Consider the following 24,965-nt stretch of genomic DNA (forward strand, 5'->3'; position numbering starts at 1 on the left):
CGAGGGAAGTCTTGTCATGACCGATGTCCATATCCCCGAGGATGAACCCGCCGTAGAGGTGGTTGACGTGCTGATCGTGGGGGGCGGACCGGTGGGCATGGCGCTGGCGACCGACCTGCAGTGGCGTGGCGTCCGGGTGATGGTCGCGGAGCGCGACGTGGTGCTTTACAACGATGTCCGCGCCCGCGGGGTGAACCCGCGCACGATGGAGCATTTCCGGCGCCTGGGCCTGGCCGATGCGATCCGGGCGCGGGACGGGATCCCCGCCAGTTTCTACGATCAGATCGTCGTCGCCGAGAGCCTGTCCACCGGGCTGATTTCGATGATCCCGCAGGACAATTCGGTTCTGGACGTGCCGGGCAGCGTGGAAAGCCGCCCCGGCATCGTGGCTGAACGCCCGCATATCCTGCCGCAGCCGCAGCTGGTGGCCCTGCTTCGGGAGACATTCGAGGCACGCGGCGGGCTTTTCGCCCTGGGCTGGGAGGCGATCCGGCTGGGACAGACCGCGGACCATGCCTTTGCCGACCTGCGTGACACCACCAGCGGCAGGATGCGCCGGGTCGAGGCCCGCTATCTGGTGGGTTGCGAGGGTGGCCGCAGCCTGGTGCGGGACATGGCGGGGATCGGCATGGATGCGATCCCGCCCTCGGGCAAGCGGATCTCGGCCACGTTCCGGGCGGAGGATCTTTTCGGGCAGGCGGATGTGCCGCGCTACGCGCGTTTCATGGTGCCGTTCGGCCAGGGGTTCGACCATGTCACCACCCATGCGCCGGACGAATGGGGGTTCGGGACCGGGCCCTATCCGCTGGATGCGGATCTGTCGGATATAGATATCGAGGCCGAGGCGCGGCGACTGATCGGGAAGGATGCGGAATTCCGCGTGGAATTCGTGCGCTGCTGGCCGGTGCAGAAATCGGTGGCGAAGGCCTATCGGCGGGGGCGGCTGTTCATCGCCGGGGATGCGGCGCATACCTGTCCGCCCACCGGCGGGCAGAACATGAACACCGGCATCGGCGACGCGATGAACCTGTCGTGGAAGCTGGCTGCCGTGCTGCAGGGCTGGGGCGGCGAGGCGCTGCTGGAAAGCTACACGCAGGAGCGCCAGCCTGTTGGCGCGCGCAACACCGACTGGGCCTATGACAACGCCAAGATCATCCCGGCCTCGGCCCTGGCGGCCAGCACTTCGGTGGAGCAGCGGGTGGCGGGTCTGAAGGCCAATCGGTTCGGCAGCCTGGCGGGGGTGTCGCTGGACCTGCGCTACAGCTCTGATGTGATCGCGCAGGACGGGATCGAGGGCGTGGAGGTGCCGGAGTGGGAGGCCGAGGAATGGGCGCCCGTGGCCCGGCCCGGGCACCGCGCCCCGCATGTATGGCTGCCCGATGGCCGGGCGCTGATGGATCTGCTCGGGCCCTGGTTCACCCTGCTGGTGCTGGGCGACGCGGATGCCGCGCCGATCCTGGACGCGGCAGAGGCGGCGGGCCTGCCGTTGCAGGTGGTCCGGCTTAAGCATGAGGAGGCGCATGCGCTTTACGGGGCGGACCTGGTTCTGGTGCGCCCGGACCAGCAGGTCGGCTGGCGGGGCAACAGGCCGCCCGGAGATGCCGCAGCGCTGGTGGATCTGTTGCGGGGGCTGGGCGAGGGCGCCCGGCTGGCCATGGCGAGCTGATGCCCCGCGCGGCCCTTTTCGCGGCGCTGGCCGCGCAGCTGGGCGACCGGTTCAGCACCGCGCCGGGGGTGCGTGCCCAGCATGGCGGTGATCGGACGGGCCATTTCTTCGATGCCCCGCCAGAGGCCGTGGCCTGGCCCGAGACCACGCAGGAGGTGAGCGCGTTGCTTGGCGCCTGCCATGACGCGGGATGCCCGGTGATCGCCTATGGCGCGGGCACCTCGGTCGAGGGGCAGACCCTGGCGACATCGGGCGGGATCACCCTGGACCTGTCGCGGATGAACCGGGTGCTGGCGGTGCATACGGGCGACATGACGGCAGAGGTGGAGCCGGGGGTGACGCGAGAGGCGCTGAATGCCTGGCTGCGCGACACGGGCCTGATGTTTCCGGTAGATCCCGGCGCCAATGCGAGCCTGGGCGGCATGGCTGCGACGCGGGCGTCGGGCACGACGGCGGTGCGCTACGGCACGATGCGCGACGCCGTGGTCGCGGCCGAGGCGGTGCTGGCCGATGGCACGGTGATCCGGACCGGGGGCCGGGCGCGAAAATCCTCTGCCGGTTACGACATGACGAAGCTCCTGGTCGGATCGGAGGGGACGCTGGCGGTTTTCACCCGGCTGGTGATCCGCCTGCATCCGGTGCCCGAGGCGACGGCTTCGGGCCAGTTCATCTTTCCGGGCCTGGATACGGCGGCGGGCTTCGTGGCCGATGTGATGATGGCCGGGGGCAACCCGATGCGGATCGAGTTGATGGACGGGCCGCAGGTGGCGGCCTGCGTGGCCTACACGAAGATGCAGCGCCCGGCCTTGCCGTCGATCATGCTGCAGTTCGGCGGATCCCCGGCGGCGGTGGCCGAGCAACTGGCGATGGCGGGCGCCCTGGCGGGTGAACACGGGGTGGCCCGGCAGATCCTGTGCGATGGACCCGAGGAGGAGCGAAAGCTCTGGTCCTTCCGCCACGCGGCCGCGCCGGCCTCTGTTGCGTCGCGGCCCGGGGCACGGGTGATGTCCTCCGACCTGTGCGTGCCGATCGAACGGCTGGTGGAGGCCATCGGCGCGAGCCGGGAGATGATCGACGAGGCGGGGCTGACCGCGCATTTCAGCGGCCATGTCGGGGACGGCAACTTCCATGCGATGTTCCTGTGCGGCGAGGGGGAGCTGGAGGTCGCAAGGGAGGTGCACGACAGGATGGTGCACCTGGCGCTGCGGCTGGAGGGGACCTGTACCGGGGAGCATGGGATCGGCATCGGCAAGCTGCAGTACATGCAGGCCGAGCATGGCGCCAACTACCTTGCCATGCGGGCGGTGAAACAGGCGCTGGACCCGAAAAATATCCTCAATCCCGGCAAGCTCTTCCCGGCCTAGGGGCGGCTGCCGGTCCCCGCAGCCCTTCCCATCGGGCGGGGTGGGCACTATAGGAGCGGCAGTTGTCCCCGGAGGCCCTGCCCATGAGCTTTGACCGTTCGCTGAAGATTGCCCCGTCGATCCTCTCCGCCGATTTCGCCAACTTCGGCCAGGAAATCGAGGCGGTGGAGGCGCAGGGCGCCGACTGGATCCATGTCGACGTGATGGACGGGCATTTCGTGCCGAACCTGACCTTCGGCCCGCCGCTGGTGAAGGCGATCCGCAAGCACGTGAACACCGTGATGGACGTGCACCTGATGATCGCGCCGGTCGATCCCTATATCGACGCCTTCGTCGATGCCGGTGCCGACGTGCTGACCGCGCACCTGGAAGCCGGGCCGCATATCCACCGGACCCTGCAGGCGATCCGTGCCGCCGGCGTGAAGGCCGGTCTGGCGCTGAACCCCGGCACGCCGATCGAGGCGGTGGAATACCTGATAGACATGGTCGACCTGATCTGCGTGATGACGGTGAACCCCGGCTTTGGCGGGCAGAAGTTCATTCACAGCCAGATCGGCAAGGTGGAGAAGCTGCGCGCCATGATCGGCGACCGCCCGGTGCATATCGAGATCGACGGCGGCATCACGCCGGAAACCGCGCCGCTGATGCGCGCGGCGGGGGCCGACGTGCTGGTCGCGGGATCTGCGGTGTTCAAGGGCGGGTCGGTGACGGACCCGGCGCCCTACGGAGAGAACATCCGGGCGATCCGCACATCCTGCGACGTCATGGTCTGATCGGAACGGGCGCCTGCGGGCGCCCTTTTCATGGGGGACGCATGGATTTTCTTCTGAACGGAGACGAGGCGGGGCGGGTGACCGTGCTTCTGGCCCACGGGGCCGGCGCGGCGATGGATACGCCCTGGATGAATGCCCTGGCGGATGGCCTCGCCGCGCGGGGCCTGCGGGTGGCGCGGTTCGAGTTCGGCTACATGGCCGCACGGCGCAGCGGCGGATCGAAGCGCCCGCCGGGCAAGGCGGAGACCTATGTGCCGGAGTATCTTGCCGCCATCGATGCACTTCACTGCGAGGGGCCGCTGATCATCGGGGGCAAGAGCATGGGGGGGCGGGTGGCCAGCCTGATCGCGCAGGCGCAGTTCGACGCGCAGCGGGTGGCGGGCCTTCTGTGCCTGGGCTTTCCGTTCCACAGCCCGGCCAAGCCCGAGGTCCTGCGCAGCGGCCACCTGGAGGAGGTGACCTGCCCGACGCTGATCTGCCAGGGCACCCGCGATCCCTTCGGCACCCGTGACGAGGTGGCGGGCTATCCCCTGTCGCAGGCGGTGCGCCTGTCCTGGCTTGAAGACGGGGATCACGATTTCAAGCCGCGCAAGCGTGTGACGGGCAAGACCCTGGAAGATCACCTTGCCGACACGGCGGACAGGGTTGCGACCTGGGTGCGGGGGCTGGCCCTATAGCGCTCTTTTCGCGGGCGGATGGGCGCCATGCACATCGGCTGTGCGAAGGGCACTGCTGGTCTGACGACCTGCTCTGCCATAGCTTCGCGTCAAAGCGGAAAGGAGCCAGGACATGGAAGTCGGACTCTATACATTCGGCGATATCGGCACGGACCCGGCAACGGGGCTGTCCGTCACATCGCACCAGCGGCTGAAGAACCTGCTGGAAGAAATCAAGCTGGCCGACGAGGTTGGCCTGGATGTTTTCGGGCTGGGGGAGCACCACCGGCCCAACTATGCGATCACCTCGCCCTCCACCGTGCTGGCCGCGGCGGCGGGCATCACCAGGAACATCCGCCTGTCCAGCGCGGTGACGGTCCTGTCCTCCGAGGATCCGATCCGGGTCTTCCAGCAGTTCAGCACCCTGGACAACCTCAGCGACGGGCGGGGAGAGATCATGGTGGGGCGCGGCAGCTTCATCGAGAGCTTCCCCCTCTTCGGGTACGACCTGAAGGACTACGACGCGCTTTTCGAGGAAAAGCTCGCCATGCTGATGCAGATCAACGAGGCCGAGGCGCTGCACTGGCCCGGTACGGAGTTCACGCCGGAGGTGAAGGGGCTGGGGGTCTACCCGCGCCCGGTGAACGGCAAGCTGCCGATCTGGATCGCCGCCGGTGGCACGCCGCAGTCCATGGTGCGTGCCGGTGCCTACGGGGCGCCGCTGGCCCTTGCCATCATCGGCGGACAGCCGCGCCGGTTCGCCCCGCTGGCCGATCTGTATCGCCGTGCGGCGGAGCAGGCCGGGCATGCGGACAAGGCGCGCGTTTCGCTGAACGTGCATGGTTTCGTGCACGAGGACAGCCAGCAGGCCGCCGATATCTTCTTCCCGGCGCAGAAGGCGGTGATGGACCAGATCGGGCGCGAGCGCGGCTGGCCGCCGCAGAGCCGGGCACAGTTCGATGCCTCGATCACGCCGGAAGGCGCCAATTTCGTCGGGTCCCCGGCGCAGATCGTGGACAAGATCCTGGGCCTGAAGGGGGATCTCGGCTTTGACCGGGTGACGATCCAGATGGCCATCGGGATCATTGACCACAAGGAAATGATGAAGGCGATCGAGCTGGTCGGGACCAAGGTCGCGCCGGAGCTGAAAAAGGGCTGAGGCGGCCCCGGCCGGCGCCTGCCGCCGGCGCCCGCTTTTGGCAGTTGTGCCGGGTCTGAAGGACGGTTTCATGAATGAAAAGACACAGGCCCGCAGTGGCCTGGTGTTCCTGGGGGTGGTCTGTGCCTTTGCCCTGGGAATGATCGGCACGACGATGCCCACACCGCTTTATCCGCTGTACCAGGGGACCTTCGGGTTTTCCCAGCTGATGATCACGGTGATCTATGCGGTCTATGCCGTGGGCGTGCTTGGCGCCCTGCTGATCACCGGCCGGTGGTCGGACCAGCTGGGCCGACGGCCGTTGATGATGGCGGCGCTGGTCCTGTCGGGGGTGAGCGACCTGGTGTTCGCAGGCGTGGGCGGGCTCACCATGATCCTGCTCGGGCGGGTCCTGTCGGGCATGTCCGCCGGGATCCTGACGGCCACGGCCACCGTCACGGTGATGGAACTGGTGCCGGATCGCTGGCGCCGGTGGGCCACCTTTGCCGCCACGGCCGCCACCATGGGCGGGCTTGGCCTGGGGCCGATCCTTGCGGGTGCCGTTTCCGTCACCCTGCCGGGGCCGGTGCTGACGCCCTACCTGCTGCATTTCGGGCTGACCCTGCTGGGGCTTTACTGCATCTGGCGCGCGCCAGAGACGGTGACGCGCCCGGCACGGCCGAAGCTGAGCGTGCAACGGCCGAGCCTGCCGCCGGAGGTGCGCGCGATCTTCCTGCCCGCCTCGATCGCGGCCTTCGCGGGGTTCATGGTCTGCGGCTTCTTCACCGCGATGGCGCCGGCCTTCCTGGGGCGCGTCATGGGCATCGACGGGCGCCTGGCGGTCGGGACCATCGTGGGGATGCTGTTCATCTGTTCGACCCTCGGTCAGCTGCTGATGGGCCGGCTGCCGGATGGCCGTCAGCTGATCTTTGGCACGGGGATCATGCTGGCGGGGGTCGTCCTGCTGGGCTTCGGTTTCGCTGCGGAAACCTTGCTGCTGCTTTTGCCGGGGCTGGCGCTGGCGGGGGCGGGGCAGGGGATCTCCTTCCGGTCGGGGATGGGCGACATCGCGGGCGCCGCCCCGGTGCAGGAGCGCGCGGGCGTCGTCTCCACCTTCTTCATCGTCGCCTACATCGCGATTTCCCTGCCGGTGGTCGCCATCGGCCTGATATCCGGCCAGATCGGCCTGAAGCCCACGGCAGAGCTTTTCGCCCTGGTGGTGTCCCTGCTGCTGGTGCTGTCGCTGCTGCTGCTGGCCCGGCTGTCGCGCCGGGCCTGAAGGGGTCAGCCGCCCGCGCGGCTGTCCCGCTGGCCGTCTGGCTGGCTGTCTTGCTGTTCGGTGATCACGGGGAAGTCGAGCTCCACCCCGGTGCCGTGGGGCCCCGAAGTCAGGGAGAACGCCCCGCCGAGCTGCCGGGCAGAGGCTTCGATCACCTGGATGCCAAGGCCCTGCTTGGCGCTGACCCCTTCGGGCAGGCCGATGCCATCGTCGGACATATGCAGGGTGCAGCGGCCACCGACCGGCGGGCTGACCTTGCAGGTCAGGGTGCCCTTCCGCCCCCGGGGAAAGGCGTGCTTGATCGCGTTGGACGCGAATTCGTTGACGATGACACCCAGGGCTGCCGCCACATCGGAGGCGACGCTGGCGCGGGGCCAGTCACCTTTGAGGGTGACATTGCGGGGCGCGGTGCTGCCGATGAGCTCGCAGACGGAATGACCGAATTCCTCCAGCCGGACCTGCTCGGCATGGTTGGAGCGATAGAGCTGTTCATGCAGGGCGGCCACGGTTTCGATCCGGCGGCAGACCTGTTCCAGCGCCATGCGGGTTTCGCCGGCCCCCGCCGCGCGGGCCTGCATCCGGGTGAGGGCGGAGACCGACTGCAACGAGTTCTTCACGCGGTGGTCGACCTCGCGACGCATCAGGTCCGCCTGGGCAAGGGCGCGCTTCAGCTCCAGCTGGGACATGACCTGTGCGGCGAGAACCTTCAGCGTGTCGCGTTGCAGCGGCGTGAGCTGATTGGGCTTGTTGTCGATCACGCAAAGCGAACCGAGTGCGGCGCCTTCCTCGCTCCGCAGGACCACGCCGGCGTAAAAGCGCAGGTGGTCCTTTCCTGTCACCAGGGGATTGGCGGCGGTGCGCGGATCCCGGGTGCAATCCGGGACCTCCAGATAGTCGTCTTCGGTCAGGATCGCATGGGCGCAGATCGACGAATCGAGGGAGGTCTCCTCGGGCTCGAAACCATGGCGGGCCTTGAACCACTGCCGGTCGGCATCGACCAGGGAGACGAGTGACACCGGCATGTCGCACAGGGCGGAGGCGAGTTTTACCACCTCGTCGAAAGGTTTTTCCGGATCCGTATCCAGAACTTCGAAGGAACGCAGAACGGCCAGGCGTTCGGCTTGATCATAGGGCGTCGCGGCTCTCATGTGGGTGTCCCCGGGAAACATGGCAACTGATCTCAGGCGGGGAATTTATCGTGCAAGACCGGGTTTGCATAATGGAATCTTGGGGCGCGCGAATTTTGTGAGCGGCTAGCAAGCTGAAAAGAAACATACTTTGACGTTTGTTTTCGGGGGCCGCAGGGGATTCCCGGGGGGATCAAAGGCCGGGTCCGGCCAGCAGCCGGATCAGCCCGGCGGCATTGCGCACATCGTGCTTTTTCAGAAGCCGGGCGCGCACGTCTTCCACCGTGCGGGGCGACAGTCCGAGATCACGGGCGATTTCCTTGGAGGTTCCGCCCCTTGCCAGGCCGGAGACGACGTCACGCTCCCTCGGGGTCAGCTCCGGTCCGGAGGAGGCGGCGAGGGGCGCAAAGCTCATGACGAGGCGGGCGAGGGGATCTTCGGGGGTCAGGGTGCGGGCCCGGAACCGCACCCAGAAGGTTCCCTTGACGGGGTGCATCATCATCCGTTCATCCGAGTAGATCCCGGTTTCGCGCAGCGCCGCCATGCCGACATCACGCACGGTCTCGAACTCCTGGTCGGAAGTGTAGATGACCCGAAAGCTTTGCCCGAGCAGGTTTTCCCGCCTCACGCCCACCAATTCGGCAAAGGGCAGGTTGCAGGCACGGATCACCCGCTGCTCCGCCAGCACGAGGCCCTGGGGCGCGTGATCCCAGGCGATGCTTTCCAACTCATTCATATCGTGCGACTTTCTGAACTTTCGGCAAGCTGGGTTTCCGTCGGTTAAGGGGCGGTACCGTATTCCTACGGTATTGATACCGTATGCGGCCGAAGCGGAAGCTTCCAGTCATGACAACGACCCTGACCCTTCAAGACCGCCTTCTGGCCGCCGTCGAGGCGCGGCGCGACGAGCTGATCGCGCTGACGCAGGACCTGATCCGCATTCCGACGCTGAACCCGCCGGGTGAGAACTACCGCGAGATCTGCGACTACCTGGACCGCCGCCTGCGCGGGAAGGGGTTCGAGACGCAGCTGGTGCGCGCGCTCGGCGCGGTGGGGGACAGCGACCGCTACCCGCGCTGGAACATCGTGGCCCGGCGCGAAGGCGCGCGGGCGGGGGAATGCGTGCACTTCAACTCCCACATCGACGTGGTGGACGTGGGCAAGGGCTGGACCAAGGATCCCTTCGGGGGGGAGCTTGAAGACGGCAAGATCTATGGCCGTGGCGCCTGCGACATGAAGGGTGGACTGGCCGCTTCGATCATCGCGGCGGAGGCCTTCATCGCGACCTGTCCCGATTTCAGCGGCGCGATCGAGATTTCCGGCACGGCGGATGAGGAATCGGGCGGCTTCGGCGGGGTGGCCTACCTGGCGGAGAAGGGCTTCTACGCAAAGGTGGACCACGTCATCATCCCCGAGCCGCTGAACAAGGACCGCATCTGCCTGGGCCATCGCGGCGTCTGGTGGGCAGAGATCGAGACCCATGGCGAGATCGCCCACGGGTCCATGCCCTTCCTGGGCGACTGCGCGGTGCGCCACATGGGCGCCGTGCTGCACGAGATGGAAGAGAGCCTCTTCCCGGCGCTGGCCGCCAAGCGGACCGACATGCCGGTGGTGCCCGAGGGCGCGAAGCAGTCGACGCTGAACATCAACTCCCTGCACGGTGGCCAGGCCGAGATCCCGCGCGACAGCAACGCATTGCCCTCTCCCTGCGTGCCCGACAGTGCCCGCATGGTCATCGACCGCCGCTTCCTGATCGAGGAAAGCATCGACGACGTGATCGGGGAGATGAAGGCGGTGCTGGAAAAGGTCGCCTCGGAACGGCCCGACTTTTCTTACGACATGCGGGAGATGATGCGCGTCCTGCCGACGATGACGGAGCGTGACGCACCGGTGGTGCAGTCGGTCAGCCGCGCGATTGAGGCGACGATGGGCCAGGCCCCGCAGTACGTGGTGTCCCCCGGGACCTATGACCAGAAGCACATCGACCGGATCGGGCGGCTGAAGAACTGCATCGCCTACGGTCCCGGGATCCTCGACCTGGCGCACAAGCCGGATGAGTACGTGGGCGTCGATGACATGCTGCAATCGGCGGGCGTCATGGCCCTGTCCTTGCTGGATCTCTTGACCAAAGGAGACGGAACCGCCTGAGGCCCGACCGGTCAAAGGCGCGGAAGACATCAATCTTTTCGTTGACAGAAGGCGGGGCCATGTGCGCGAAACGCGGTGCTGGACCCCACCCGGCAATGAGGGGATGATGAGCCGGAGCCAGTGGTTCCGATCCCGGTGGGAGCACCGGCAATGCCCGAAAAAGGGTTAGACACAGGGAGTTTGACATGAAAGCCAAGATTTCCGCCGCAGCGCTTGCCGTGGCATTGGCCGCAGCCTCGGCCACCGGTGCTGCAGCGCAGGACAGCCTGACGGTTGGTCTGCAGCTGGAGCCGCCCCACCTGGATCCGACCTCTGCCGCGGCAGGTGCCATCGATCAGGTGGTCTATTCCAACATCTTCGAAGGGCTGACCCGTTTCGGCCCCGACGGGTCGATCAACCCGGGCCTCGCGCAGAGCTGGGATATCTCTGACGACGGGCTGACCTATACCTTCCACCTTGTGGAAGGCGCCAAGTTCCACGACGGCACCGATTTCGAGGCGACCGACGTGGTCTTCACCCTCGACCGTGCCCGGGCCGACGACAGCACCAACGCGCAGAAGCCGCTCTTCGCCGGCATCGAGAGCGTCGAGGCCTTGGATCCGGCGACCGTCAAGGTCACGCTGAAATCGCCCGACGGGCTCTTCCTGTTCAAGATGGCCTGGGGGGATGCGGTGATCGTCGCGCCCGAATCCATCGACACCATCAAGACCGATCCGATCGGGACCGGCGCCTTCAAGTTCGAGAACTGGGTGCAGGGCGATCACATCACGATCGAGAAGAACCCCGATTACTGGGGCGAACCCGCCAAGCTGGACGAGGCGACGTTCAAGTACATCTCCGACCCGACCGCGGCCTTTGCCGCAATGATGGCCGGCGACATCGACGTCTTCGCCGCCTTCCCGGCGCCGGAGAACCTGCCCCAGTTCGACGCCGATCCCCGCTTCAAGGTGCTGATCGGCAATACCGAGGGCGAGACGATCCTGGCGATGAACAACGGCCGGGCGCCCTTCGACAACAAGCTGGTGCGTGAAGCGGTGGCCCATGCGATCAACCGTCAGGACATCATCGATGGCGCCATGTTCGGTTACGGCACGCCCATCGGAACGTTCTTCGCGCCGCACAACCCCGACTACGTCGACCTGACCGGCCTGTCCGATTTCGATCCCGAGAAATCCAAGGCCCTGCTGGAAGAGGCGGGCGTCGCCCTGCCGCTGAAGGTCAAGATGACCCTGCCGCCGCCGAGCTACGCTCGTCGCGGGGGCGAGATCATCGCGGCCCAGCTGCGCGCCGTCGGCATCGAGCCGGAAATCGAGAACGTCGAATGGGCGCAGTGGCTCGACAGCACGTTCAAGAACGCCCACGACTACGACCTGACGATCATCAGCCACACCGAGCCGATGGATATCGGGATCTACGCCAACCCGGATTACTACTTCCAGTACGACAATCCGGAGTTCCAGGACGTGATCGCCAAGCTCGACGTCGAAAGCGACCCGGCCAAGCGGTCGGACCTGCTGAAGCAGGCGCAGACCATCCTGGCGGAAGACTACGTTTCGGGCTTCCTGTTCGAACTGCCGCTGCACACGGTCGCCAAGGCCGGGGTCGAAGGCCTGTGGACCAACGCCCCCACCCAGGCCACCGACCTGACCGGCGTCTACTGGGACAAGTGACCTCATGGGGTCGCCTTCGGGCGGCCCCCTTCCCGCCCCGCTGCAGGCCGGTCACGCCCGGCAGGCGGCGGATGCCTCCGGCGGGAGTATTTCCAGCCATCGAATAGGGGGAAGAGGGTCTCTCCCCCACGGGGCGTCTTCTTCCCATTCGATGGCCGGAAATACTCCGGGGGAGTCTCCGGGACGGAGACGGGGGCAGCGCCCCCCTCGACCTCAACAGCAACGGGACCGCTGATCTTCCATGCTGCGTTACACGCTGACACGACTTCTTTCGCTCTGCCTCAGCCTGGCGGTGGCCTCCGTGGTGATCTTCGCCGCGATCGAGGTGCTGCCGGGGGATCCGGCCACGATCATGCTGGGGGTCAATGCCCAGCCCGATACCCTGGCCGCGCTGCGGACCGAGCTGGGCCTCGATCAGCCCATGGTGCTGCGCTACTTCGACTGGATCGGCGGGCTGCTGCACGGCGATTTCGGGATTTCCTACACCTACCGGACGCCGGTGGCGCAGATGATCGCGGACCGGCTTGCGGTCTCGCTTCCGCTGGCGTTGTTCTCGCTGGCGCTGACCGTGCTGATCGCCTTTCCCGTGGGGATCTGGGCGGCAGCGCGGCGCGGGTCCATCGCCGACCTGGCGATCATGGGGCTGACCCAGCTGGGCGTGGCGATCCCGAACTTCTGGTTCGCCATGCTGATGGTGCTGGTCTTTGCCATCAACCTGCACTGGTTCAGCGCAGGTGGGTTCGCGGGCTGGGATGAGGGCCTTTTCGCCGTGCTGAAATCGCTGACCCTGCCTGCGGTGGCGCTGGCGCTGCCGCAGGCCTCGATCCTGGCGCGGGTGATGCGCTCTGCCCTGCTCGACACCCTGTCGGAAGATTTCATCCGCACTGCCCGGGCCAAGGGGCTGACGCGGCGCCAGGCGCTGTGGCGCCATGCGTTGCGCAATGCGCTGATCCCGGTGTTGACCATCATCGGCATGCAGTTCTCCTTCCTTCTGGCGGGCGGCATCATCATCGAGAATGTCTTCTACCTGCCGGGCCTCGGCCGCCTGATCTTCCAGGCGATCAGCGCGCGGGACCTGATCGTCGTCGAAAGCGTTGTCATGCTGCTGGTCTTTGCCGTTATCCTAGTGAACTTCCTGGTCGAGCTGGCCTATGCCGCTGTCGACCCCCGGCTGAGGGCGCGCTGATGTCCGACACGACGACCCTTCGCATGGCGGCGTCCAACCGCAATCTCTGGCTTGGTGGCCTGCTGACGGCGATCTTCGTCGGCGCCGCGCTGCTGAGCTTCGTCTGGGTGCCCTATGACGTCACGCAGATGGATATCGCCAACAAGATCAAGGCGCCTTCGGCCACGCACTGGCTGGGCACGGATCACTACGGGCGCGACATCCTGGCGATGATCATGGTGGGTGCGCGCACCTCGATCGCCGTGGCCGTGCTGGCCGTGGGGATCGGCATGGGCGTGGGCGTGCCGCTTGGCCTCTGGGCCGCCGCGAAACGGGGCAGCCTGTTGGACGAGGTGATCATGCGCGGCAACGACCTGGTCTTTGCCTTCCCGTCGCTGGTGATCGCGGTGATGATCACCTCGGCCTTCGGGCCCTCGGCCACCAATGCGATCATCGCCATCGGCATCTTCAACATCCCGGTCTTTGCCCGGATCACCCGGTCGGGCGCGCTGACGCTGTGGAGCCGGGATTTCATCCTGGCCGCGCGGGTCGCGGGCAAGGGCGCGGCACAGATCAGTTTCGAGCATATCCTGCCCAATGTGCTGAACCTGCTGATCGTGCAGGGGACGATCCAGTTTTCCCTCGGGATCCTGGCCGAGGCGGGACTGTCCTACGTGGGCCTTGGTGCCCAGCCGCCGACCCCCAGCTGGGGGCGGATGCTGGCGGACAGCCAGACCTTCATCTCCTTCGCGCCGCACATGGCCCTGTTCCCGGGGCTGGCGATCCTGCTGACCGTACTGGGGCTGAACCTGATGGGCGACGGGTTGCGCGACCTGTTCGATCCGAAACTGCGGAGGGGCCGGACATGAAGCTGCTGTCCGTCGAGAACCTTTCCCTGTCGATCCACGGCGCGCCCATCCTGCACGATGTCTGCATGGAGCTGGAGCAGGGCCAGATCCTGGGCGTGATCGGCGAGAGCGGGTCGGGCAAGTCCATGACCGCCTTCGCCACGATGCAACTGCTGCCCTCGGGCGCGGTGCCCACGGGGCGCATCCTGCTGGACGGGCAGGACGTGCTGACCCATTCCGAGCGCGACATGTGCGCGATCCGGGGGCGCGAGATCGGCATGGTCTTCCAGGAGCCGATGACGGCGCTGAACCCGCTGAAGACCATCGGCGACCAGGTGGCCGAGACGATCTGCATCCACGAGAAGATCAGCCGCAAGGCCGCGATGGAACGCGCCGCCGAGGCCCTGCGCCGGGCCGAGCTGCCGCCCGAGAAATTCCCCATGACCCGCTTCCCGCACGAGCTGTCGGGCGGGCAGCGCCAGCGGGTCGTGATCGCCATGGCCATCGCGCTGCGGCCCAAGCTGCTGATCGCGGATGAACCGACGACGGCGCTGGACGTGACGACGCAGGCGCAAATCCTGGAACTGCTGAAGAAGCTGGTGCGGGAAGAGGGCATGGGGATGATGATGATCTCCCACGATCTGGCCGTGGTGGCGGACATGGCCGACCATATCGCCATCATGCAGAAGGGGCGCGTGGTCGAAAGCGGGCCTGCGGCGACGCTGTTCCGCGAGATGCAGCATCCCTATTCCAAGGCCCTGCTGGCCGCGTCCACCCATGCGCCGGACCGTGATCCGACACCGCAGGACACGCCCTTGCTTGAAGTGCGCCGCGTGCGGCGGACCTACACGCTGCCGGCGAAGAAACTGTTCGGGGAACGCCGCCAGATCGAGGCGGTGAAGGGCGTGTCCTTTGCCCTGAAACGGGGGGAGAGCCTGGGCCTCGTGGGCGAGTCGGGCTGCGGCAAGTCCACCCTGACCCGCGCCATCCTGGGCCTGGAACAGGTACAGGACGGGGAAATCCTGGTGGCGGGGCAGCCGGTCTTTACCGGGGACCGGCCAAATCCGGAGGTGCGGCGTCGCATGCAGGTGGTCTTCCAGGACCCCTACGGCAGCTTTAACCCACGCCACAAGGTGGCCCGGCTGGTGGCAGAGCCCTTCTACCTGTCCGAAACCCCGCCGAGCGCCGCCGAGAAGGCCCGCGCCGTGGCCGAGGCGCTGGAGGCGGTCGGGCTGACCGCCGCCGATGCCGACAAGTACATCCACGAGTTTTCCGGCGGCCAGCGGCAGCGGATCGCCATCGCGCGGGCGCTGATCACCCGGCCCGAGCTGATCCTGCTGGACGAGGCGGTTTCGGCGCTGGACGTGCAGGTGCGGGCGCAGATCTTGGACCTGCTGGCGGATCTGTCGGAGCGGTTCGGCCTCAGCTACCTCTTCATTTCGCACGACCTGTCGGTGGTGCGGACCATTACCGACCGGGTGATGGTGATGAAGTCGGGCGAGATCGTGGAGGAGGGCGCCACGGCGCAGGTCTTCGACGCGCCGCAACACCCCTACACCCAGGCCCTGGTCGCAGCAGCCCCCGTGCTGCCGGAGGACGTGACCGCCTGATACGAAGACCGACATGATGGAGGAGACATGTCAGCCATTCCCGAACTGTGGTTCGATCCGTCGAACTGCCTGATCAACGGCCGCTGGATCCCGGCGGCCGCCGGCACCCTGCCGCTTCACGACCCCTCGACGGGAGAGGAGATCGGCGCCATCGCCCGGGGCGGGGCGGCGGAGGTCGACGCCGCGGTGGAGGCCGCGCAACGTGCCTTCGACGGCAGCTGGTCCCGCACGCCCGCCGTGGAACGGGGGCGGATCCTGACCCGGCTGGGCCTGCTGGTGCAGGAGCGGGTGGAGGCTCTGGCCGCCATCGAGGCGCGTGACGTCGGCAAGCCGCTGAAGCAGGCCCGCGCCGATGCGGTGGCCCTGGCGCGCTACCTGGAGTTCTACGGCGGTGCGGCGGACAAGCTGCACGGGCAGACGATCCCCTACCTTGACGGCTACACCGTCTACACCCTGCGGGAACCGCATGGGGTGACGGCGCATATCGTGCCCTGGAACTACCCGATGCAGATCATCGGCCGGTCCGTCGGTGCGGCGCTGGCCGCGGGCAACGCCTGCGTGCTGAAACCGGCGGAAGAGGCCTGCCTGACGGCGCTGGCCTTTGCCGACCTGGCCAAGGCGGCGGGGCTGCCCGACGGGGTGCTGAACGTCGTGCCCGGCCTGGGGGCTGAGGCCGGGGCGGCACTGTCGGGGCATCCGGGGATCCACCACCTGTCCTTCACCGGCTCTGTCGCGACCGGATCCGCCGTGCAGGCCGCCGCGGCGCGCAACGTGGTGCCGGTGACGCTGGAACTGGGCGGGAAATCCCCGCAGCTGGTTTTCGAGGATGCGGACCTGGAGGCGGCACTGCCCTTCCTCGTGAACGCGGGTATCCAGAACTGCGGTCAGACCTGTTCCGCCTCGTCGCGTATCCTGGTGCACCGCTCGCGCCACGAAGAAGTGGTGGAGCAGATGGCGGCCCGCTACGCCGCGCTGCGGATGGGACCGGCGGTGGCCGACCTGGACGTCGGGCCGCTGATTTCCGCCCGGCAGAAGCAGATCGTGGAGGGCTACATCGCCCGGGGCGCCGATCTGGAGGTCGCAGGGCAGGCGCAGCCGGGCGATCTGCCCGCCGGAGGCTACTACGTGCCGCCGACGCTGTTCGCCGGCGCAGGCGGGAGCCATCCGCTTGCACAGGAAGAGATTTTCGGCCCGGTGCAGGTGGTCATCCCGTTCGATGATGAGGCCGAGGCAGTTGCGCTTGCCAACTCGACCGAGTACGGCCTTGTTGCCTCTGTTTGGTCGCGCGATGGCGCACGGCAGATGCGGCTGGCGCGGGCGATCAGGTCTGGCCAGGTCTTCCTGAACAATTACGGCGCCGGGGGTGGCGTGGAACTTCCCTTTGGCGGCATCGGCAAATCCGGCCACGGTCGCGAAAAGGGGTTCGAGGCGCTCTACGGCTTCACCACGCTCAAGACGGTGGCGGCATTCCACGGATAGGAACCGCACCCATGTCCCTGCAAATGTCCCATCAACGCAAGATCGCCATCCTGGCCGCGGTCATCATGTCGGGCATCATGTCCTTCTGTCTGACCGGGCTGCTGACATGGTTGCCGGTGGGGTTCGTCCGGGCCTGGCCCGGGCACTGGGGGCACAGTTTCATGATTGCCTGGCCGGTATCCTGCCTGCTGGTGATCGTTGTCGGCCCGCGGGTGGGCGTATTTTCCGCCCGTGTGGTGGGCCGGTACAGCGGCAGCTGAAGCCGCGCAGAGGGAGGACCAGTAAATGAGACTGAAGGACAAGGTGGCAGTGATCACCGGGGCGGCGCAGGGCTTTGGCGCGGGGATCGCGCGACGCTTCGCCGAAGAAGGCGCGCGGGTGATGGTCGCGGACCTGCAGGGAGAGCAGGCGGCAGAGGTCGCGGCGGAGATCGGCGGCGCCTCCTGTGCTGTCGATGTCGCGAGCGAGGCAAGCTTCGCGGCCATGCTCTATGCGACGGAAGCAGCGCTTGGGCCGGTCGACATCCTGGTGAACAACGCCGGCGTCACGCACCTGCCCAAGCCTATGGAGCAGGTGAGCGAGGCTGATTTCGACCGGGTCTGTGCCGTGAACATGAAGGCGATCTACCTGGCGGCAAAGCTGGTCGTACCGGGCATGAAGGCCCGGGGCTCCGGGGCGATCTGCAACATCTCCTCGACCGCGGGGATCTCTCCGCGACCGAACCTGACGTGGTACAATGCCTCCAAGGGGTGGGTGAACACGGCCACCCGCTCCATGGCGGTGGAGCTGGCGCCCTCGGGGATCCGCGTCAACGCGGTGAACCCGGTGGCGGGCGAAACGCCCCTGCTGACCAGTTTCATGGGGGAGGACACGCCGGAGATCCGGGCGAAGTTCCTGTCGACCATTCCCATGGGCCGCTTCACCACACCCCGGGACATCGCGGATGCGGCGCTGTTCCTGTGTTCGGAAGAGGCGGGCATGGTCACGGGCCTTTGCATGACCGTGGATGGTGGGCGCTGCATCTAGGCCGGGCCTGTCGCAGAACGGTTGGGCGCGGACCGGTTGGGCGCGGACCGGTTGAGCGGGGACCAAAAGCCCCCGCTTCCGCCCCTCATGTGCGGGCAGGCACTGCCGATATCGCCGGTGTGATCTGAGGCGGGATCGGAACTGTCATCGCGTGCCTTGATATGGCGCATCACCGCAATACCCTTCCAACCCAAGCAATCATGGGGTATGGACCCCCGTCCTATGCGAAAGGAGTCTTCCATTATGGGCTATAAAGTCGTCGTCGCAGGCGCCACCGGTAACGTGGGCCGCGAAATGCTGAACATCCTGGCCGAGCGCCACTTCCCGGTGGACGAGCTTGCCGTGCTTGCATCCCGGAAGTCGCTGGGAACCGAGGTGAGCTTCGGCGACAAGACCCTGAAGACCCAGGACCTTGCCACATTCGACTTCACCGGCTGGGACATGGCGCTCTTCGCCGTGGGCTCCGGCCCGACGAAGGAGTTCGCGCCGAAGGCTGCCGCCGCCGGTTGTGTCGTGATCGACAACTCTTCGCTCTACCGCTACGACCCGGATGTTCCGCTGGTGGTGCCGGAAGTGAATGCGGACGCCGTGCTGGGCTATTCCAAGAAGAACATCATCGCCAACCCCAACTGCTCCACCGCGCAGATGGTCGTGGCACTGAAGCCGCTGCATGACCGCGCCAAGATCAAGCGCGTCGTGGTGTCGACCTACCAGTCCGTTTCGGGCGCCGGCAAGGAAGGCATGGACGAGCTCTGGGATCAGACCAAGGCCATCTACAACCCGACCTCCGAAGTCGAACCTGCCAAGTTCACCAAGCAGATCGCCTTCAACGTGATCCCGCACATCGACGTCTTCCTGGATGACGGTTCCACCAAGGAAGAGTGGAAGATGGTCGCGGAAACCAAGAAGATCGTCGATCCCGCGATCAAGGTCACCGCGACCTGCGTGCGGGTGCCGGTCTTCGTCGGCCATTCCGAAGCGATCAACATCGAGTTCGAGGATTTCCTGGACGAGGATGAGGCACGCGACATCCTGCGCGAGGCGCCGGGCATCATGGTGATCGACAAGCGCGAGGACGGCGGCTACGTCACCCCCGTCGAATGCGTGGGCGATTTCGCCACCTTCATCAGCCGGATCCGCCAGGACAGCACGATCGAGAACGGCCTGAACATCTGGTGCGTCTCCGACAACCTGCGCAAGGGCGCGGCCCTGAACGCCGTCCAGATCGCAGAGACCCTGGGTGCCAAGGTGCTCAAGAAGGGCTGATCGCCCCACCAGAACGGATCGGATCGGCGTCTTGCCCCGGAACCGCAGCCTGCCCGGCAGGAGTGGTTCCGGGGCGGGGCGCCGATTTTCTGTTGTGATCTTCCCATTGCTGTCCCGGGCATCGGGACGGCCGGAGTGATGCGCTCTGCCGAAACCCGCTCAGCGCGGGCATGACGGCACATGTCACTTGGTGTCCGTGGGTAGTTCGGGTTCCTGTGGGGCAACACCAAGTGGAGGACCAGATGCCCCAAGCCCTCAAACGAACGGCCATTGCAAGCCTTGCCCTGTCGGCCAGCCTGCTGGCCCCGTCCCTGCAGGCGGAAACCTTTCCGACCGGAAGCGCGGTGACCGCGGCGACGCTCTATCCCAGGGGGGCGACCCTCACCCGCGAGGCCGCGTTCGATCTGCCGGCGGGGCGGCATTCCATCGTGCTGGTCGATATGCCGGTCATTGCGCTGGAAAGTCTGCGGCTTTCGGCGCCGGGGCTGACCATCGGCACCGTGTCCTACCGTGACAATTACGTTCCGCCCTCCGGCACGGAAGAGAACGCCGACATTGCGGCCGCCCGTGCGCGCGTCAAGGAGATCGAGCAACAGCTGCTGGCGGTGGAGGACCGCGCCTCGGCCGTGGAACTGGCGGCCCAGGCGGCCCGTGACCGCATTGATTTCCTCGCACGTCTCGGCAGCTCGGATGCGGCCGCCGGGGCAGATCCGGACCGTCTGCGCAGCCTGCTTTCCATGGTCAGCGAAGAAGGGCTGGCGGCGCGGCAGGATGCCCGCGCGGCAGAGATCGAGGCGCGCGGCATCCGGGAGGAAAAGGCGCCGCTGGAAGAGGACCTGGAAGACGCCCGCGCCGCCCTGGCCGCGCTGCAGACCGGCAACGGCCCGCGCAGCGTCCTCGTGGTCGAGGTCGAGGCGGAGGTGGCCACGTCGGGCATGATGCAGCTGAGCTATACGTCGCATGCCGCGTCCTGGTACCCTGCCTATGACCTGTATCTGTCCACGGGCGCTGCGCCGCGCCTTGTCATGACCCGGGGCGCCTACCTGTCCCAGGCGACCGGCGAGGACTGGCAGGATGTCGATCTGACCTTGTCGACCGCCCGCCCGGCAGAGGCGATCGAGCCCAGCCACATTGCGGCCCAGTTGCTGCACAGCCGCGATCCGGAGGTCATGCCCAAGCCTGCCTTGCAGGCGCGCGGCGCCGTCGACCTGCCGATGCTCAGCGCGGCGCCGGATGCCATGTCAGCCCCCATGATGGAGGTCGCCTCCAGCGCCTTCGACGGGATCACGGTGGAGTATTCCGCGCCTGCGCCGGTGTCGGTCACCAATGGCGCCGACGAGGTCAAGATAGAGCTGGACCGGCTGGACATGACGCCGGAGGTCTTTGCCCGCGCGGTTCCGCTCCATGACGCACAGGCCTACCTGGTGGCCGGGGTGACGAACGAGACGGAGCAAATCCTGCTGCCGGGGCCGGCGCAGTACTTCCGCGATGGGACTTTCGTCGGCAGCGGCTACATGGCGGCGCTGCCGGTGGGGGAGGAGGCGGAGCTGCCCTTCGGGCCGATTGACGGCCTGCGCATCACCCGCAATGTCGCGGACCGGCTGGAAGGCGACCGGGGCGTCATCAACCGCTCGAACCAGCGTCGGGAGGTGGTGGAGATCGCGGTGGAGAACCGCACGCCGCTGGCCTGGGATCTGCGCCTGCTGGACAGGGTGCCCTACTCCGAACAGGAGGATCTGAAGATCAGCTGGTCGGCTGCGCCGCAACCGGACACGCAGGATTTCGACGATCGCCGCGGCGTTCTGGAATGGCGTTTCGACATGGCCCCGGGCGACACCCAGCAGGTCCGCCTGGAACAGGAAGTGACCTGGCCTTCGGGGCAGGTCCTGGACTGATCGTCCGGGCCGTCATGGTTTCCCTGCCGGAAGGGGATGGCGGGCTATGCCGGCAGGAGAAGGGCGGGCCAATGGCCCGCCCTTCGGTCGTTTCCTGAATTGGCGCGTGCCAGGGGCGGCCCGCGTGATCAGACCGCGGCGATCAGATCGCGGCGAAGGTCTTCTCGGCAGAGATGTACTGCTCCAGCGTGCCATTGCCGATATCGTGCCACAGGCCGTGCACGGACAGGTCGCCCGATTCCACGCGCGCCTGGACGAAGGGGAAGGTCATCAGGTTTTCAAGAGAGACCAGGACGGCCTCGCGTTCCAGCGCGGACCTCTGGGCCGCGTCGCCCTCGATGCCCTTGATCCGCTCGTAGCCCGGGCGCAGCAAGTCCATCCAGCGGCCGACGAAGCTCGACTTCTCCTCAAGTTCCGGCGCCTGGCCGGAACACATGGCGTGGCATCCCGCGACACCCCCGCAGGAGGAGTGACCCATGACGATAAGATGCGCGACCTTCAGGGAGGTCACAGCGTATTCGACCGCAGCGGAGGTGCCGTGATGTTCCCCGTCGGGTTCATAGGGCGGCACCAGGTTGGCGATGTTGCGGTGGATGAAGAACTCGCCCTGATCCGCGCCGAACAGCGACGTGACATGCACGCGCGAGTCGCAGCAGGAGATGATCATGGTCTTGGGGCGCTGACCCTCGTCGGCCAGACGTTTGTACCACGACTTGTTCTCGGCGAAGGTCGTCGCTTTCCATCCGTGATAACGCTGGACCAGAAGGGCGGGCAGGGGCTTGGCTCTGTGCATTGGCGGCTCCGCAGGTGATTTCCGGTGTGGTGGTTATAGACCTCTGACCGGTGGCGGCAAACGGGAATGGGGGGATTCTGATTAAATACCTTGCAAATGCGCCTTTGATTTCTTGGCATTTTCGCAGGCTCGCAAGATTTTGAGAACTTCGACAGGCGATCTTGTCGGCTGCCGTGGGGGCGCAGTCGCAAGGGGTGAGATCGTGGAGCAGATCCTGGTTCTGAGGCAGGAGGAGGCCGTCCGGCTTGATCCGGACAGACTGAAGGAGCTTTACACGCGCCTGGGCGATGCCGGGGCCGAAGATGTCGTCTGTCGCGCGATGGAGGAAATCGCGGTGCGCCTGTCGCATACGGAGCGGCTCTACCGGCAGGACCGATTGCGGGACATGCGCAAATCCGCGCGGTCCCTTGTCGCGATTTCCGACCAGGTCGGGATGCGGGCGCTGTCCCGGGTGGCCGAAGATGTGACCGCCTGTGTGGATGCCTGCGATCCGATTGCCCTGGCGGCCACGCTGTCGCGACTGCTGCGGGTCGGCGAACGCTCCCTGACCGCGATCTGGGATCTGCAGGACGCCACGCTCTGACTGCCGGACAGGCCCGACATACCCGGACTGAAATACCCGGACTGAAATACTTGGGCCGACAGAGTTGGGTTTGCAGGTGCAGAGGGACGGGCCGTGCCTTGCCACCCGCTCCGGTGCTTTCCGAATAGACTTGCGGTGGCGAGGCGCGGGATTAGGCTGGCGTCCAGCAATCCCGACTGGCGAGAGATCCCATGACCACCCCCACCCCGATGACTTTCCTGCCCGCTCAGACGGACGCCCTGCCTCTCTACCTCGTGGAGACCGGCGCCCTGGACGCCTTCCTTGACGGACAGCCCGCATCGGTCGCCGCATGGGTGCGGGCGAATGGATTTACCGGCGGGTTGGGTCAGGCGCTTCTGGTGCCGGGCGAAGATGGTGTGCCGGCCCTGGCGCTTGCGGGTTACGGCGATGCGACGGCCCGGTTGCGCGGGCGGTTCTGGCTTGCCGCGGCGGCGGTCAAGTTGCCGGATGGCGCCTACCGCCTGGAAACCACCCTCCCGCATGAGGCGCTGGAGGTGGAGGCGACGGGCTGGCTCATGTCCGCCTACAGTTTCGACCGTTACCGGGCGCAACCGGTGCACGCAGCGCGGCTGGTCGCGCCAGAGGGCGTCGATGCCGCCCGGATCGAGGCGATTGCCGCCGGAGAGGCGCTGGCCCGCGACCTGATCAATACACCCGCCTCCGACATGGGACCGGCAGAGCTGGAAGCGGCCGCGCGCGCCCTGGCGGAGGCGCACGGCGCCAGCATCTCCGTGATCGAGGGGGAAGAGCTGCTGCAGCAGAACTTCCCGATGATCCACGCCGTCGGCCGGGCTGCCGGGGACGGGCGGGCGCCGCGGCTGATCGATCTTCGCTGGGGGGATGACGGGCCGGCCCTGACCCTGGTGGGCAAGGGGGTCTGCTTCGACACCGGGGGGCTGAACCTGAAGCCCGGGGCCTCCATGGGGCTGATGAAGAAGGACATGGGTGGGGCGGCCAACGTGCTGGGCCTGGCGTGCATCCTCATGTCGCGTGGCATGCCCCTGCGGCTGCGGGTCCTGATCCCCGCGGTGGAGAACTCCGTCGCCGGAGACAGCTTCCGCCCGCAGGATATCCTGACGGCGCGCAACGGGCTGACGGTGGAAATCAACAACACCGATGCCGAAGGGCGGCTGGTGCTGGCCGATGCGCTTGTCTACGGCGCGGAAGAGAACCCGGATCTGATGATCTCCTTCGCGACCCTGACCGGCGCGGCGCGGGTCGCGGTCGGCCCCGATATCGCGCCTTTCTACACTGACGACGTCAATGTTGCCTCCGCGCTGTCCTCCTCTGGCGCCGTGGTGGCCGATCCGGTCTGGCGGATGCCCTTCCATGAACCCTACGAGACGATGATCGAGCCGGGGATCGCGGATCTGGACAATGCGCCCAAGGGCGGGTTCGCGGGGTCGATCACCGCCGCGCTCTTCCTGCGTCGCTTTGCCGGTACCGCGGTGCGCTATACCCATTTCGACATCTACGGCTGGACCCCTGCGCCCCTGCCCGCACGCACCAAGGGCGGGGCAGGTCAGGGGATCCGCGCCCTGCACGCGGCGCTTCCGGGGATCCTCGGGCTGTGAGCCTGCTGCCCGCAGGCGAGGATCGGCGCCGCTGGCCTGCCAACGGGCGCGTCGCGGCGGTCCGCCTGCAGGGGCGTGCCGGTGACCTCCGCTATACGCCGGGCGAACCGCGCCTGCTTGGCGCCCCTGCGGCCGATCTTCTTGACGCGCCCGCAGGGGCGAGGGACCGGCAGCTTCTGCGCGGTGCCGCGCTCAGGGTCTACGAGATCCACGAGGGCCATGCCTTCGTGGAGGCCGAGGCCGATGGCTATACCGGCTACCTGGCCGAAGCCGCGCTGGCGCCCGTGACCGCGCCCTTGCCGAACGCGCGTGTCGCCGTCCGCGAAACCCTTTGCTGGGAGGCGCCAAGGGCGCGCGCCATGGCTTCGGGGCGGCTGGCCTTTGGCGCGGGCGTGCATGTCTACGACAGCAAGGATGGTTGGGCCGCGACCGATGCGGGGCACATCCCTGTGTCGCACCTGGGTCTTTCGGCGCGGCTGGGGCAAGACCCGGTAGAGGTCGCGGAGAGGCTGCTTGGCCTTCCCTATCTCTGGGGGGCGAACGGGGCGGATGGGATTGATTGTTCGGGCCTGGTGCAAGCGGCCTGCCTTGCCTGCGGCATCGCCTGTCCCGGTGACAGCGACATGCAGGCCGCCGAACTGGGCACACCCTTGCCCGACGATGCGGCCCTGCAGAGAGGCGATGTGATCTTCTGGAAGGGACATGTCGCGCTGGTGGTGGATCCGGGGCGGATCATACATGCGAACGCCCATTCCATGTCTGTCGCCTACGAAGGGCTGGAGGAGGCGATCACCCGGATCGCCGCGGCGGGCGATCCCGTAACCCGGCGACGCAGGCTGCCCACTGCCCCCGAAGGTGGTGACCCGGTTTAGTCCCGCCGGTCC

22 protein-coding genes are annotated in these 24,965 nt (G+C 67.0%); 19 read left to right on the forward strand and 3 right to left on the reverse strand.

Going from position 1 to position 24,965, the window contains the following annotated elements; genetic code table 11:
* Nucleotides 1–16 precede the first annotated feature (16 nt).
* The 6 genes from AC2IR1_RS03205 to AC2IR1_RS03230 all read left to right on the forward strand — a co-directional run bounded on the left by AC2IR1_RS03205 (nt 17) and on the right by AC2IR1_RS03230 (nt 6,876).
* Nucleotides 17–1,666 carry an FAD-dependent monooxygenase gene (locus tag AC2IR1_RS03205; protein WP_486474838.1) on the forward strand — a complete coding sequence of 550 codons (1,650 nt, stop codon included), beginning with the start codon at nt 17–19 and terminating at the stop codon, nt 1,664–1,666.
* Nucleotides 1,666–3,030, forward strand: a complete 1,365-nt coding sequence (locus tag AC2IR1_RS03210) for an FAD-binding oxidoreductase (RefSeq protein ID WP_486474839.1) — start codon at nt 1,666–1,668, stop codon at nt 3,028–3,030. Before AC2IR1_RS03205 ends, AC2IR1_RS03210 begins: the two co-directional genes overlap by 1 nt.
* A gap of 83 nt (nt 3,031–3,113) precedes the next feature.
* Nucleotides 3,114–3,803, forward strand: coding sequence for a ribulose-phosphate 3-epimerase (gene rpe, locus AC2IR1_RS03215; protein ID WP_486474840.1), 690 nt, complete (start codon nt 3,114–3,116; stop codon nt 3,801–3,803).
* 41 nt (nt 3,804–3,844) lie between these two features.
* Nucleotides 3,845–4,480: an alpha/beta family hydrolase gene (locus AC2IR1_RS03220; protein ID WP_486474841.1), complete on the forward strand. Its 636-nt coding sequence runs from the start codon at nt 3,845–3,847 to the stop codon at nt 4,478–4,480.
* Nucleotides 4,481–4,592: 112 nt separating this feature from the next.
* Entirely contained in the window at nt 4,593–5,618 is a 1,026-nt protein-coding gene (locus tag AC2IR1_RS03225; RefSeq protein WP_486474842.1) for an LLM class flavin-dependent oxidoreductase, read from the forward strand.
* 70 nt (nt 5,619–5,688) lie between these two features.
* The gene (locus tag AC2IR1_RS03230; RefSeq protein WP_486474843.1) at nt 5,689–6,876 is read left to right on the forward strand and encodes an MFS transporter; all 1,188 of its coding nucleotides are present in this window, start codon (nt 5,689–5,691) and stop codon (nt 6,874–6,876) included.
* Nucleotides 6,877–6,881: 5 nt separating this feature from the next.
* Here the strand turns inward: AC2IR1_RS03230 and AC2IR1_RS03235 are convergent, their stop codons facing one another.
* Together AC2IR1_RS03235 and AC2IR1_RS03240 are read right to left on the reverse strand one after the other, a co-directional pair.
* A complete protein-coding gene (locus AC2IR1_RS03235) occupies nt 6,882–8,024 on the reverse strand; it encodes a sensor histidine kinase (protein WP_486474844.1) in 1,143 nt (380 codons plus the stop codon).
* A 172-nt stretch (nt 8,025–8,196) separates the two neighbouring features.
* Entirely contained in the window at nt 8,197–8,739 is a 543-nt protein-coding gene (locus AC2IR1_RS03240; RefSeq protein ID WP_486474845.1) for a helix-turn-helix transcriptional regulator, read from the reverse strand.
* 110 nt (nt 8,740–8,849) lie between these two features.
* Between AC2IR1_RS03240 and AC2IR1_RS03245 the strand changes: the two genes are divergently transcribed.
* From AC2IR1_RS03245 to AC2IR1_RS03290, 10 genes are all read left to right on the forward strand, one after another.
* The gene (locus tag AC2IR1_RS03245; protein ID WP_486474846.1) at nt 8,850–10,151 is read left to right on the forward strand and encodes an acetylornithine deacetylase/succinyl-diaminopimelate desuccinylase family protein; all 1,302 of its coding nucleotides are present in this window, start codon (nt 8,850–8,852) and stop codon (nt 10,149–10,151) included.
* Nucleotides 10,152–10,336: 185 nt separating this feature from the next.
* Complete coding sequence (locus AC2IR1_RS03250) at nt 10,337–11,821, forward strand: ABC transporter substrate-binding protein (RefSeq protein WP_486474847.1); 1,485 nt, start codon at nt 10,337–10,339, stop codon at nt 11,819–11,821.
* A gap of 241 nt (nt 11,822–12,062) precedes the next feature.
* Nucleotides 12,063–13,007 carry an ABC transporter permease gene (locus tag AC2IR1_RS03255; RefSeq protein WP_486474848.1) on the forward strand — a complete coding sequence of 315 codons (945 nt, stop codon included), beginning with the start codon at nt 12,063–12,065 and terminating at the stop codon, nt 13,005–13,007.
* The gene (locus AC2IR1_RS03260) at nt 13,007–13,855 is read left to right on the forward strand and encodes an ABC transporter permease (RefSeq protein ID WP_486474849.1); all 849 of its coding nucleotides are present in this window, start codon (nt 13,007–13,009) and stop codon (nt 13,853–13,855) included. The genes AC2IR1_RS03255 and AC2IR1_RS03260 overlap by 1 nt, the downstream gene beginning before the upstream one ends.
* Complete coding sequence (locus tag AC2IR1_RS03265) at nt 13,852–15,444, forward strand: ABC transporter ATP-binding protein (RefSeq protein WP_486474850.1); 1,593 nt, start codon at nt 13,852–13,854, stop codon at nt 15,442–15,444. Before AC2IR1_RS03260 ends, AC2IR1_RS03265 begins: the two co-directional genes overlap by 4 nt.
* Nucleotides 15,445–15,471: 27 nt before the next feature.
* On the forward strand, nt 15,472–16,923 hold the full coding sequence (locus tag AC2IR1_RS03270) for an aldehyde dehydrogenase family protein (RefSeq protein WP_486474851.1): 1,452 nt from the start codon (nt 15,472–15,474) through the stop codon (nt 16,921–16,923).
* An 11-nt stretch (nt 16,924–16,934) separates the two neighbouring features.
* On the forward strand, nt 16,935–17,183 hold the full coding sequence (locus tag AC2IR1_RS03275; RefSeq protein ID WP_486474852.1) for a DUF2798 domain-containing protein: 249 nt from the start codon (nt 16,935–16,937) through the stop codon (nt 17,181–17,183).
* 25 nt (nt 17,184–17,208) lie between these two features.
* Complete coding sequence (locus AC2IR1_RS03280) at nt 17,209–17,949, forward strand: glucose 1-dehydrogenase (RefSeq protein WP_486474853.1); 741 nt, start codon at nt 17,209–17,211, stop codon at nt 17,947–17,949.
* Between the two features lie 243 nt (nt 17,950–18,192).
* Nucleotides 18,193–19,215: an aspartate-semialdehyde dehydrogenase gene (locus tag AC2IR1_RS03285; RefSeq protein WP_486474854.1), complete on the forward strand. Its 1,023-nt coding sequence runs from the start codon at nt 18,193–18,195 to the stop codon at nt 19,213–19,215.
* Between the two features lie 242 nt (nt 19,216–19,457).
* Nucleotides 19,458–21,110, forward strand: coding sequence for a DUF4139 domain-containing protein (locus AC2IR1_RS03290; RefSeq protein ID WP_486474855.1), 1,653 nt, complete (start codon nt 19,458–19,460; stop codon nt 21,108–21,110).
* Between the two features lie 142 nt (nt 21,111–21,252).
* On the opposite strand, the gene AC2IR1_RS03295 is transcribed toward AC2IR1_RS03290, so the two are convergent.
* Nucleotides 21,253–21,903 (reverse strand): carbonic anhydrase, encoded by a 651-nt coding sequence (locus tag AC2IR1_RS03295; RefSeq protein WP_486474856.1) that lies wholly within the window; start codon nt 21,901–21,903, stop codon nt 21,253–21,255.
* Nucleotides 21,904–22,105: 202 nt separating this feature from the next.
* On the opposite strand from AC2IR1_RS03295, the gene AC2IR1_RS03300 reads away from it, so the two are divergent.
* The 3 genes from AC2IR1_RS03300 (at nt 22,106) to AC2IR1_RS03310 (ending at nt 24,953) form a co-directional block, all read left to right on the forward strand.
* The gene (locus AC2IR1_RS03300; RefSeq protein WP_486474857.1) at nt 22,106–22,486 is read left to right on the forward strand and encodes a hypothetical protein; all 381 of its coding nucleotides are present in this window, start codon (nt 22,106–22,108) and stop codon (nt 22,484–22,486) included.
* A 191-nt stretch (nt 22,487–22,677) separates the two neighbouring features.
* A complete protein-coding gene (locus tag AC2IR1_RS03305) occupies nt 22,678–24,081 on the forward strand; it encodes a leucyl aminopeptidase family protein (protein ID WP_486474858.1) in 1,404 nt (467 codons plus the stop codon).
* Complete coding sequence (locus AC2IR1_RS03310; protein ID WP_486474859.1) at nt 24,078–24,953, forward strand: C40 family peptidase; 876 nt, start codon at nt 24,078–24,080, stop codon at nt 24,951–24,953. The genes AC2IR1_RS03305 and AC2IR1_RS03310 overlap by 4 nt, the downstream gene beginning before the upstream one ends.
* Nucleotides 24,954–24,965: the final 12 nt, after the last annotated feature.

This window comes from Pseudooceanicola sp. NS-SX8 (assembly GCF_057380755.1).